Below are 11109 nucleotides of genomic sequence, written 5' to 3' on the forward strand. Positions count from 1 at the left end.
TGCAGGCCTATCGAACGATCGGGCCGGCCGGCGTGCGGGTAAGCACTTCGGCGCCCGCATCGGTCAACAGCACCGTGTTGGAAACGAAGTCATCGCCGCGACCGGTGCCCATCAGCCACGACAGGATGTGGAAGCTCATCCCGGTCTCGATCTCGAGGTCGGAATCGTGCCTCAAGCCCGTCACCGAATTGCCGCCGGTCCATGATGGTGGCTGGCCGGCACCGACAAGGTAGCCGCAGTGATGGCGGCGATAGTGGGAAAGACCGGCCGCGTCGGCGACAGCCTGCCAGGCGGCGTAGACATCGCGCGCCTTGGCGCCGGGCCGCAGCGCCTCGACGACAGCGTTGAACGCCTTGGCGGTCACTTCCGCCATTGCAGCGTCTTCGTCGCTGATGTGGCCGATGCGAACGAGCCGGCCGAGCGGGGCGTGGTAGCGTGAGATGCACCCGGACAATTCGACGAAGACCGGCTCACCCTTGCGGTAGATCCCGTCGCCCCAGGTCGTGTGTTCTTCACCCAGGCGCGCGGCCGGGCGGATGAACGGTCCGAAGCCCGGCGCATGACCGCCGGCGCGGATCATTGCCGCAACACATTGGGCGGCGACCTCCTGTTCGGAAGCGCCATCCGAGATCGCGGCGATCGCGGCACCGGCGGCGGCGTCCGTCACCTTGGCGGCGCGCCGCATCAGCACTTGTTCGTCGGCGCTCTTCACCCGCCGCATCTTGTCGATCAGACCGGAGACATCGCTCCATTTGGCGTCCGTCTGCGTCTGGAGCGCAACGGCAAGCCCATGGCTGAGGCCAGCCGTCCAGTATTCGAGGCCGATCCGCTTGCCGGACAGGCCGAGCTCCATAAGTACCCGCGCGGCAAGGTCGGCCGCCGTTTCGCTGTCGGAATGGCCACGGAATTCCGCTGCCTTCACCTGCTTCTCGATCGTCACCTTCTCCATCGAGCGGGTGACCAGAACAGGTTTTCCCCGGAGCGGGACGATCAGCAGGTGAGGGGCAAAATACCCCCAGTGATCGAGCCCGGTGAGATAGAAGACGTTCTCCGGCGAGGCGAAGACCGCCGCGTCGAGCTCGCGCTCAACCAGTGCAGTACGGACCTTTGCCAGGCGGCCGGCGATTTCGGCTTCGGAAAACGGATTGCGGTCCATCGGGCGTCCTCGTGCTTGTTGCCGGCTTGCTGGCGGGCATGGTTCTTTTCGGCAGCCGGTTTCCCGGCCGCCATGTCAGTCGATGACGATGAGTTCGCGCGCCACGTCGCAGAGGCGTTCGCCGCCGCGTTCCGTGACGACGAACGATTCCGAGATGGCGATGCCGAAATCGTCGAGCCAGACGCCGGCCATGAAATGGAAGCACATCCCGGACTGCATCTCGGTAGTATCGCCGGGACGAAGGCTTGCGGTGCGTTCACCCCAATCGGGCGGGTAGGCGAGCCCGACCGGATAGCCGACCCGGCTTTCCTTCTTCAGCCCGTTCTTCCTCAACACTGCCTGCCAGGCGGCTTCCACCTCCTCGGCGGTGTAGCCGGGGCGCGCCTTCTCGAGGCCAGCGTCGACACCCTCGACGATTGCCTTGGCCATGTCGAGGATGGCTAGCGGCGGCTTGCCGAAATGTACGGTCCGCGTCAGCGCCGCGTGATAGCGGCGCCGCACGCCGGCAATCTCCAGAATGGCGGGGCCGCTATTCGGCAGCGGCGCGTCGGACCACGTCAGATGCGGCGTGCTCGTGCCCTCGCCAACGGGCATCAGCGGACAGATCGCGGCATAGTCGCCGCCCGCTCCGGGCACGCCTATGATCTGTGCGTGATAGATTTCCGCAATGACATGGTTCTGAGGCACACCGGGCCGCATTTTCTCGATGGCGCGGTTCATGGCATGCGTGCAGATCGCACCCGCCTCGCGGATCAGCACCAGCTCGGCCTCGGATTTGACCAGCCGCGCCCAGTTCACGAGATCGTGGTTGTTGGCGAAGTGCGCGTCGGGCAGCCCTTGGACCAGATGGGCGTGGCAGCGCGCCGTATAATAATGCGCGTCCATCTCGACGCCGATGCGGGCTTTTCCCCAACCACGCGACCGGATCAGTTGGGCGAGTTCGTCATAAGGGTGTTCGACGGGCTGCTGCACCAGCCGTTCCGAGAACGGCACGATGTTTGTCTCGGGCAGGCCGGTGGTCAGGCGTGCGCTCTTGGCATCCTGCGCCCTGCCGAACCAGATCGGCCGGTCCTCCTCCAGATGGACGAGCACGCACTGCGGAACGTAGAACGACCATCCGTCATAGCCGGTCAGCCAGCACATGTTGGCTGGATCCTGACAGACGATGAGATCGAAGCCGGCTTGTTGCATGCGTGTCTTCACGCCGGCGAGGCGCTGCCGATACTCCGCTTGCGTGAATGTCCCGAAGCCCTTCGCGGTCGCCACCGAAATCCTGCCTTCCAGGTACGCCGCTTGCCCTTTGATAAAATATGGGCAAGCAGGCCCAAATTGTGCACAACTCGACGTCAATTTGTTGGCTAACTGCGAATTATCGCCGAATTTCCATGGTTTCTATATCTCTGCTTGCGAAATGTCTAGGGCAGTTGTATACGTCTGATCAAGCAGGCGTCGACCTCGAAGAAGGCCGCGCCCTGGGAACCATCCACAGTTGTCCAATGGGAGAAAAGCATGTTCAATTCATCGATATCGCGCCGCATGGTCGTGAAAGCAGCTGCCTGCATCGCGCTCGCCGCGACGTCATTGACGTCGTTGTCCGCTCACGCGGAAACCACCCTCGAACGGGCCAAGAAGGACGGCTACATCCGCGTCGGTTTCGCCAACGAGGCGCCGTTCGGTTACGCCACGCCAGACGGCAAGCTGACCGGCGAGGCCCCTGAAGTCGCCAAGGCGGTGCTCGCCAAGATGGGCATACCGCAGGTCGACGGTGTTTTGACCGAATTCGGCTCGCTCATTCCAGGTCTCAAGGCCGGCCGCTTCGACATCATCGCCGCCGGCATGTTCATCACTCCGAAGCGCTGCGCCGAGATCAACTACTCCGAGCCGTCCTACGGCATCGGCGAGGCTATGCTGGTGGCAAAAGGCAATCCGAAAGGCATCAAGGATTTTTCCAGCATCAAGGACAATCCGGATCTCAAGCTTGCCGTGATGGCCGGCGCTGTCGAAGGCGGCTTCGCCAAGGACGCGGGCGTTGCCGGCGGGCAGATCGTCTCCTTGCCCGACCAGTCAAGCCTGGTCGCCGCTGTCCAGTCGGGCCGCGCCGATGCAGCCGCGCTGACCGCTCTTTCGATCGCCGATATGGCCAAGAAAGCCGACGGCGTCGAATCGACCAAGCCCTTCGGCGAGGTCGCCGGCAAATCGGTGAAAGGTCATGGCGGCTTCGGCTTCCGCAAGGAAGACACCGACCTGCAGCAGGCGTTCAATGCCGAGCTGAAGAAGTTCCTCGGTTCGCCGGAGCATATCGCGCTGGTCGAGCCACTCGGCTTCGGCAAGGATTATCTGCCCAACAAGACCACCGCAGAGCTCTGCGCTGGCAAATAGGTTCCCAACTGCTGGCGGCGCGAAAGCGCCGCCCTTTTTTCCCGGGGGAATCGCATGGGAATCCGTACGCTCATTGCCATGCTGGTCATCGCGCTCGTCGTGATCGGCGCGTTGGCAACACAGGAAAGCTATAGAGTGTTCATGCCGGGCCTGCTGCAAGGCGCGGTCCTGACGGTCGAGATCGCCGTCCTCGGCAGCCTGCTCGCAATTATCATGGGCGTGCTTGCAGCACTTGCAAGGATGTACGGCCCGACGCCGCTCAGATGGCTGGCCACGGTTTACGTCGAGATCTTCCGCGGAACGTCGGCACTGGTGCAATTGTTCTGGCTGTTTTTCGTGCTCCCGCAATTCGGCGTCACGATCAACGCGTTCGTGGTGGCGGTGCTCGCGCTCGGCCTGAATGTCGGCGCTTACGGATCGGAGTGCGTGCGCGGCGCGATCCAGTCCGTTGCCCGCGGCCAGTGGGAAGCGTGTACGGCATTGAACATGAGCCGCCCGCAGATGCTGCGCCGGATCATCCTGCCGCAGGCCTTTGTCGCGATGATCCCGCCCTGGGGTAATCTGTTCATCGAGCTTCTGAAATCGACAGCGCTGGTCTCGCTGATCACGCTTTCGGACCTCGCCTTCAAGGCGCAGCAAATGAACCAGAACACGTTCAAGACCATTCCGATCTTCACCCTCGTCCTTCTGATGTACCTGGCAATGTCGCTGGTTGTGACCATCGGCATGCGGCTTCTCGAAAGGCGGGCGTCGCTCGGACTGGCGCGGGGGAAGGCGGCATGATCTGGGATTGGGGATTTGCCCTGGAAATCCTGCCGGTGCTTGCCCGCGCCGCTGTCATTTCCATCGAAGCGACGCTGATCGGCTTTGCGCTTGCCGCCTCGCTCGGCCTGGTGCTGGCCGTTGTCCGCATTGCCGTGCCATGGACCAGCTGGACGATTTCGGTGCTGGTCGAGCTGATCCGCTCGACCCCGCTGCTCATCCAGATATTCTTTCTCTATTTCGTCTTTCCGAAATTCGGTGTCGTGCTCGACGCTTTCACCGCCGGGGTGCTGGCCATCGGCATCCACTACGCCGCCTATTGCTCCGAGGTCTATCGCGCCGGTTTCGACAACATCCATCGCGGCCAGTGGGAAGCTTCGATCGCGCTCAATCTCTCGTCCTGGACGACGTTCCGCGACATCATCATTCCGCAGGCGATCCCGCCGATCGTTCCGGCGCTCGGCAATTATCTGGTGGCCTTGTTCAAGGAAACGCCGTTGCTTTCCGCAATCGCCGTGATGGAACTGATGCAGACCGCCAAGATCATAGGCTCCGAAACGTTCCGCTACACCGAGCCGATCACGCTGGTCGGCCTGTTTTTCCTTGCCATGAGCCTGGTTTCGGCGGCGCTCATCCGCTCCCTCGAAGGGCTGCTCAACCGGAGGACCACGCGATGACTGAACAACCGATGGTCCGCTTCGACAATGTATCGAAACGCTACGGCACGTTAACCGTTCTCGACGGGCTCAATCTCGAAATAGCGCGCGGCGAAAAAGTCTCGGTCATCGGTCCGTCGGGTTCGGGCAAGACGACGGTGCTGCGCATGCTGATGACGCTGGAGACGATCAATGACGGCGTCATCTGGGTCGAAGGCGAGCCGCTGACCCATATGGAGAGGAACGGCAAGCTTGTTCCCGCCGATCTCGCCCACATCCGCAAGATACGCGCCAAGATCGGCATGGTGTTCCAGTCGTTCAACCTGTTTCCGCATATGACAGCGATGCAGAACTGCATCGAGGCGCCGATAACGGTGCTCGGAATGAAGCGGGCGGACGCCGAGGCACGAGCGGCCGAGCTGCTGGAGCTGGTCGGTCTGGCCCAGAAGAAGGACCACTATCCGTCACAGCTTTCTGGTGGCCAACAGCAGCGCGTCGCCATCGCCAGGGCGCTGGCAATGCGGCCCAAGATCATGCTGTTCGACGAGGTGACGTCGGCGCTCGACCCGGAGCTTGTCGGCGAAGTGCTGCAGGTGATAAGGCAAATCGGGCGCGAGCATGATCTAACCATGCTTATGGTCACCCACCAGATGGGCTTCGCCAAGGAGTTTTCCGACCGCGTTTGTTTCTTCTATCAAGGCAAGATCTGCGAGCAGGGGCCGCCAAGCGAACTGTTTGGTGCTCCCAAGAACGAGCGGACACGGCAATTCCTGCACGCTGTCCTGGAGGCTGGGTGACGATCGAGACAGAGGCCAAGCCGCCCACGACGGTGACCGCCGCGCCGCCGCGCCCGCTCTCCGCGCGGGAGCGGTTCGAGCGCATCTACCGGATATTGCGCGACCGCATCTGCCTGCTCGATTATGCGCCGGGAAGCCACCTTTCCGAGGAAGAACTTGCCCAGGAATTCGAGATCAGCCGCACGCCGGTCCGGCGCGTGCTGGCGCGCCTTGAATCCGAGGGTCTGGTTCAATCCGTCCACGGCGTCGGCACGATCGTCACCGACGTCGACATCGAGGAATTGCAGCAGGTCTATCATCTGCGCCTGGAGCTGGCGCTCCTCGTCGGCAAGCTTTCGCCGATCCCGCGCACGGCGGACGACCTCGACCGGATACGGGCGCTCATCGCGCGCTGCGATTCCGATATACTCAATCCCGACCAGCGCGCTTTCCTGCGCCTCAACATGGATTTTTTCTACGAGCTCACGGCGATGACCGGCAACCAGCCACTGCGCGAGATCAGCGAGCGCCTGTATTTTCAGGTCGCGCGCGTCGTCCTGAAGCTGATGCCGCAATTGGGCCTTGTCGAGGAATTCACCGCATTCCGCCGCGAAATGGAAGAGGTCCTTGCCGCGGCCGAAATCGGCGACTGGGAGTCCATCGGGCACATAAGGCGGGCGCATATCTCAATGAGCTTCCGCCGCATGATGCGCCATGCAGGCGTGGCGAATCTGGATAGAGCTACATAATCAGCCCCGTAAGATTTTTGCTGGTGGACTGCCGTCGAACTGCGTTTGCCAGGGAAAGCATGGCCGCCCGCCCCGATGCCGACAGAATTTGCCAGCACCGGGGATGACTAGAACGGCCCGATACTGCAGGCCCATTCCTGCCCTCAGAGAGCGTGCTCATTCGGTATGTTGGCGGGGTTCCAGACGACCTCCCACAGATGTCCGTTCGGGTCGCGGAAATATCCGGCATATCCGCCATAGAACGTGTCCCGGGCAGGCTTGATGATCTCGGCTCCGGCGCGGGCGGCCTCATCCATCACTTGATCGACTTCTTCGCGGCGCACAACGTTGTGGCCGATTGTGAACGAGGTCGAGGTAATCGGCGCCTTGGGCAGGCCGGTGTCGTAGGCGAGGTCGTCCTGAGCCCAGATCGCGAGCTTCAACCCGCCGGACAGCGTGAAGAACGCGACGGCGCCATGCTCGAACTCGCGGCCGATGATCCCTTCCGTCGGCAAGCCGAGGCCGTCGCGGTAGAACGCGAGAGAACTCTCGAGGTCGGCGACAGCGATAGTCAAAACCGAAATGCGCGGTTTCATGGCAGTCTCCTGTGGTTGTCGGAGACACCAGGATAAAGTCGGGCGACAGTGAAGACTTGAACAAAACGGCCAAATCGAAGAGCGCTTCGTGGTTTCACCCGTTCTGCAGCAGGTGATGAATTTGTCGCGGGGTGCTTCCCGTCAGGCGGCGGCTCTCGCGGACAAGATGCGCCTGGTCGGAATAGCCCGTCTCGGCCGCCAGCATGGCGGTGGAGCTGCTGGAGCGGCTCGAAAGCCGCAGAAAGCGCTGGTAGCGGAGGATACGGTCAAGCGTCTTGGGGCCATAGCCGAAGCTCTCGTCGAAGCGCCGGCGCAACGTCCTTTCGCTCATCTCGAGTGCGCGCATCAACCAGGGGACGAGAGGCGCGTCGGGTGGCGGCCCGCGCTCAATCAAGCGATATGCCGCCTGCATGGGAACGTCTGTCGCGTGGGAGGCCATTTCCTCGGCGAGGACCTGTTCGAGCGAACAGGCCAGATCCTCGAGATTGTCGCTGGCGCGCACGCGGCTGGCGAGGCGGCGAGCTCGCGCGCCCCACAAATCGTCGAGCGACAGCCTCTGGCCGACAAGCTCGATTTGCGGCACGCCGAGCCATGCCGCCGCCGTGGCAGGATGAAATCGGAAACCGATCACGGCCTCGTCTGCCGCCAGAACCTCGGTCTGCGGCTCCTTGTCGGGGCCGGCAACTCGGAAGCTGCCTCCGATCCATTGCAGATCGATCGTTGCGTCGGGCATGATGACGATTGGCGGTGCGCCCGCCGGGTCCATTCGATGCACCCACACCGAAGCAAAGCTCCCGTGAAGCCGCGCCGACGCTGGACGTTGCTGAAATGAACCCGTTGCCTGTGCTGGGACGGGATCGCTCATCTCGCTCCTCTTCGGACTAGCGGCGGTGAACCTACGGCGCAGCGGCTGCGCCCGGCCGTCGCTCGAGGCAACATCTGCACGACCGACAACGTCTTCCAATCGAGAACGGTTGCAAGAATCGGTCGTTTTCTTCCGGCCGGAATGAAGAGGGCAGGTGAGGGGTGATGCCACGCGCATCGCCATCGGTAGCGCCGTGTGCGGGGCATACGTCGATGGCCGTTTTGTTCAATCCGGCAAGCGAGATGCGTGCTTATCTTTCGCCGTCGTACATCACACGAGAGGTTTGCGTCATGAGCAACAACAACGACCAACGGATCGACTACGTCGAATTCAACGTGAAAGACATTCAGCGGTCACGCGACTTCTACGGAAAGGCATTCGGCTGGAGCTTCACCGACTACGGCCCGCAATATTGCGAGTTCAACGACGGGCGCTTGTCAGGTGGCTTCGCCGCTGGCCCAGCGAGGTCGGGAGGAGGCCCGCTCGTCATTCTCTATGCCGATGATTTGCCGGGAACGGTCAAACGTGTCGAGCAGGCGGGAGGCAAGATCGTCAGACCGATCTATGGCTTCCCCGGTGGCCGGCGCTTCCATTTCGCGGATCCGGATGGTTACGAGCTTGCGGTTTACACCGAGGACGGCAGCAAGGAATGATCGCGTTCTTCCACCACCTCGGATTGGTTTTGCTCGGCGGCGTCTTTATCTGGGCGGGCGCCGAGCATTTCCTCAGATTCCGGGCGATTGCAGCGTCCCTGGCCGAGCGGGGCTTTCCTGCTCCCAGGCCTCTTCTCGCGGCCGGATCGGTGCTGGAGATCGCAGGCGGATTTTGCCTCGCAACGGGCCTTGGTGGACCCTTTCCCGGCGCGGCCTTGGCCGTATTCACCATTGCGGCGTCTTTCATGGCGCTCAACTTCTGGCACTGCGGCGGTGATGAACGCGAAGCGCTTCGTACCGGCTTCACCATCAATGTTGCCGTCTTGGGCGGGTTGATTGTCGCCGCGACCACTAGCCTGTGATCATCGTTTCGAGGCGGCGGGCCACTGGACCACGTCAGAGCCATTCCATGACGCTGCGCTGCTTGAGCAGTTCATTGATGGCTTCCGCAAGGCCGGTCTTCCGGCGTGACCTCCCAAACGGCCAGCATTGAACGCGGCGCTCTGTACAAAGCCTACTTCAAGATCGCGGCGACGATGAATCCCATCCCCTGCGGTCCTCCTCTAAGGTAACGGCGCCTTGGCTGTTACGGGTCGCCTTAGGCGCTCACGAATGCCTTGGGCAATGTGGATGAAGGCAGCGCACCTCGTAAACATGCAAGTTCACATTTTTAGCGGCGTGAGCAGGCGGTCCCTGAAAATCCGTGTTCTGATGTCGTTGCCTCCTCGGCACCGTTCGTGCGACCTATTCCTCAAAGCGACCCGTGGCGTCACGATCGCGCTCGTACCGTCTGGTGAGCGGAAACGGCGGCAACCAGGACTCGCGTCGGATGATCCAGCTTTCGTAGGTTGGCATCAGTTGGTCAGGCGCATCAAGGGACCCCAGGCTTACTTCGATTTCGTCGGCGGTGCGTGCGAAAATGGAGGAGCCGCAGCGGGGACAGAAAAACCGCCCGGCGAAGTCGCGTGTTTCGCCGTCGATCGTCACCGCATCCTCAGGAAATATCGCGGAAGCGTGAAAAAGGGCGCCATGATGCTTGCGGCAGTCGAGACAGTGACAAAGGCCGACCCGGTATGGGCGTCCCGACGCGACAATTCGGACGTTGCCGCACAGGCACCCGCCGGTGAATCGGTCCATGCTGCGTCTCCTCCAAAATCAAGCGGCCGGAATGGTTACAACGACCGGCACTGTTGTTGCAATCGCCGCGCCGCGGGCGGGGACACGTCGTTCTTCCGTGGCGATGACATTGCAGCCGCCTCTCTATGCCTTGCGCGAGCTTGCCGCCGAAAATAGGCTTTGGTTTGTCATATGGAACGAAACGGCGCGTTCCATTGAGCCGCCAACTCGGCGGCCGAGGCGATCTTGACGCCGCAGTCGGCGAGTATGCGTGCGACGGTCGCTACCAGTTCGGCGTTGGACGAGGCTATGCTGCCGTCCGGAAGGAAAAGATTGTTTTCGAAGCCGACCCGGACATGGCCGCCAAGCAACGCGGCGGCGGTCACGCACGCCGCTTCGTTGCGGCCGAAGGCGCAGACGCTCCAATGGTCGAAGCGCGGCATGTTCGCCGCAAGGAATGGCAAGAGATCGGCAGGAACGGACGTCTGTCCCGGCGTGTAGCGGCCCAGCACGTAGAGAACCGGTATGCTTGCCCAGGGGATCAGTCCGCGCTGCTGCATGTCCGAAAGCCTGACGGCCTCCTCGGGCGAATAGAGGATGATCTGCGGCGCAACCCCCTCGGTGTGCAGCCAGGCCATGAAGCGCACAAAGGCGAGTTCCGATCCGGCATCAGGAACGATTTCGCGAAGCGCCAGCGAGACAGCTTGCGGCTTCACATCTTGTACGACGGCCATCTGTTGGGCCGGCGAATAGATACCGAGCGCTTCGGAGGTGATCTGAATTATCAAGCGGTCGCCGGCAGCACCGCGGATGGCGGCGATCGTCTGGCGGTAGGCGTCGACGTCGAGCAGATGATTGCCGCTTCTGTCGCGGACATGGACGTGGATCATAGCCGCACCGGCATCGGCGCATTCCGCGGCCGTCCTCGCAAGTTCGGCTGGTGTCAGTGGAATCGCCGGATGGTCGGCCTTGCTGCGACGTCCCCCGTTCGGGGCGACGGCTATGGCGATGCGGTCGAGACCATGGGCCGGCTTCATGGGGACGTTCTGTGAGTGACAAGATTCATATGAATCAATCTTTGATCACACTGAAACAGACGTTGCAATCGCTGGTCTGGCGAGCTAGCAATATCCATGGACCAGGGAGAGCTTGCTGGACAGATCGTCAGTGCCTTCGACGGCATGTCGGCGCAGCTTCGGTCCGCCGCGCGCTATGTCCTTGATAAACCGTATGACGTCGCGCTGTTGTCCATGCGCGAGCAGGCTCGGCACGCAGGCGTGCAGCCGGCGACGATGACGCGGCTGGCCCAGCATCTCGGCCTGTCGGTAGCTTTTCAAGTTGTCCGGTTTTTGTAGCACATCAGATGTCCGCTTCTGTTTGTTGCAGGAGGTGCGTCGAAGCGGTTCACGCCGCACTCCTGAT

13 protein-coding genes and 1 pseudogene are annotated in these 11109 nt (G+C 62.2%); 8 read left to right on the forward strand and 6 right to left on the reverse strand.

From position 1 onward, the window contains the following. Nucleotides 1-7: 7 nt before the first annotated feature. Nucleotides 8-1156 carry a M24 family metallopeptidase gene (locus tag NKI29_RS29345; protein ID WP_352798204.1) on the reverse strand — a complete coding sequence of 383 codons (1149 nt, stop codon included), beginning with the start codon at nucleotides 1154-1156 and terminating at the stop codon, nucleotides 8-10. A 75-nt stretch (nucleotides 1157-1231) separates the two neighbouring features. Further along, a complete protein-coding gene (locus tag NKI29_RS29350) occupies nucleotides 1232-2422 on the reverse strand; it encodes a M24 family metallopeptidase (protein ID WP_352798207.1) in 1191 nt (396 codons plus the stop codon). Nucleotides 2423-2665: 243 nt separating this feature from the next. Here NKI29_RS29350 and ehuB point away from each other — a divergent pair, with 243 nt between their 5' ends. From ehuB to NKI29_RS29375, 5 genes are read left to right on the forward strand one after another with little or no spacing between them, the layout of a single operon-like run. After that, nucleotides 2666-3535: an ectoine/hydroxyectoine ABC transporter substrate-binding protein EhuB gene (gene ehuB / locus NKI29_RS29355; RefSeq protein WP_352798209.1), complete on the forward strand. Its 870-nt coding sequence runs from the start codon at nucleotides 2666-2668 to the stop codon at nucleotides 3533-3535. 54 nt (nucleotides 3536-3589) lie between these two features. Next, nucleotides 3590-4318, forward strand: coding sequence for an ectoine/hydroxyectoine ABC transporter permease subunit EhuC (gene ehuC / locus NKI29_RS29360; RefSeq protein WP_352470566.1), 729 nt, complete (start codon nucleotides 3590-3592; stop codon nucleotides 4316-4318). After that, entirely contained in the window at nucleotides 4315-4974 is a 660-nt protein-coding gene (gene ehuD / locus NKI29_RS29365) for an ectoine/hydroxyectoine ABC transporter permease subunit EhuD (RefSeq protein ID WP_023674259.1), read from the forward strand. Before ehuC ends, ehuD begins: the two co-directional genes overlap by 4 nt. Beyond that, the gene (gene ehuA, locus NKI29_RS29370) at nucleotides 4971-5750 is read left to right on the forward strand and encodes an ectoine/hydroxyectoine ABC transporter ATP-binding protein EhuA (RefSeq protein ID WP_023717024.1); all 780 of its coding nucleotides are present in this window, start codon (nucleotides 4971-4973) and stop codon (nucleotides 5748-5750) included. The genes ehuD and ehuA overlap by 4 nt, the downstream gene beginning before the upstream one ends. Beyond that, nucleotides 5747-6478, forward strand: coding sequence for a GntR family transcriptional regulator (locus tag NKI29_RS29375; RefSeq protein WP_352798211.1), 732 nt, complete (start codon nucleotides 5747-5749; stop codon nucleotides 6476-6478). The genes ehuA and NKI29_RS29375 overlap by 4 nt, the downstream gene beginning before the upstream one ends. 143 nt (nucleotides 6479-6621) lie before the next feature. Here the strand turns inward: NKI29_RS29375 and NKI29_RS29380 are convergent, their stop codons facing one another. Further along, nucleotides 6622-7053, reverse strand: a complete 432-nt coding sequence (locus tag NKI29_RS29380) for a VOC family protein (RefSeq protein ID WP_352798214.1) — start codon at nucleotides 7051-7053, stop codon at nucleotides 6622-6624. 94 nt (nucleotides 7054-7147) lie between these two features. Continuing rightward, on the reverse strand, nucleotides 7148-8101 hold the full coding sequence (locus NKI29_RS29385; protein ID WP_352798216.1) for an AraC family transcriptional regulator: 954 nt from the start codon (nucleotides 8099-8101) through the stop codon (nucleotides 7148-7150). A 107-nt stretch (nucleotides 8102-8208) separates the two neighbouring features. Between NKI29_RS29385 and NKI29_RS29390 the strand changes: the two genes are divergently transcribed. Both NKI29_RS29390 and NKI29_RS29395 read left to right on the forward strand, forming a co-directional pair. Then, nucleotides 8209-8571, forward strand: coding sequence for a VOC family protein (locus NKI29_RS29390; protein ID WP_352756921.1), 363 nt, complete (start codon nucleotides 8209-8211; stop codon nucleotides 8569-8571). Further along, nucleotides 8568-8933: a DoxX family protein gene (locus NKI29_RS29395; RefSeq protein ID WP_352798218.1), complete on the forward strand. Its 366-nt coding sequence runs from the start codon at nucleotides 8568-8570 to the stop codon at nucleotides 8931-8933. Before NKI29_RS29390 ends, NKI29_RS29395 begins: the two co-directional genes overlap by 4 nt. A gap of 382 nt (nucleotides 8934-9315) precedes the next feature. On the opposite strand, the gene NKI29_RS29400 is transcribed toward NKI29_RS29395, so the two are convergent. Next, complete coding sequence (locus NKI29_RS29400; RefSeq protein ID WP_352798220.1) at nucleotides 9316-9708, reverse strand: GFA family protein; 393 nt, start codon at nucleotides 9706-9708, stop codon at nucleotides 9316-9318. 167 nt (nucleotides 9709-9875) lie between these two features. Further along, nucleotides 9876-10724 (reverse strand): beta-keto acid cleavage family enzyme, encoded by an 849-nt coding sequence (locus NKI29_RS29405; protein ID WP_352798221.1) that lies wholly within the window; start codon nucleotides 10722-10724, stop codon nucleotides 9876-9878. A gap of 96 nt (nucleotides 10725-10820) precedes the next feature. On the opposite strand from NKI29_RS29405, the pseudogene NKI29_RS29410 reads away from it, so the two are divergent. Next, a pseudogene (locus NKI29_RS29410) lies at nucleotides 10821-11006 on the forward strand (MurR/RpiR family transcriptional regulator); the annotation flags it as partial. Nucleotides 11007-11109: the final 103 nt, after the last annotated feature.

It is taken from the genome of Mesorhizobium sp. M0678 (assembly GCF_040320505.1).
Taxonomy (GTDB): Bacteria; Pseudomonadota; Alphaproteobacteria; order Rhizobiales; family Rhizobiaceae; genus Mesorhizobium.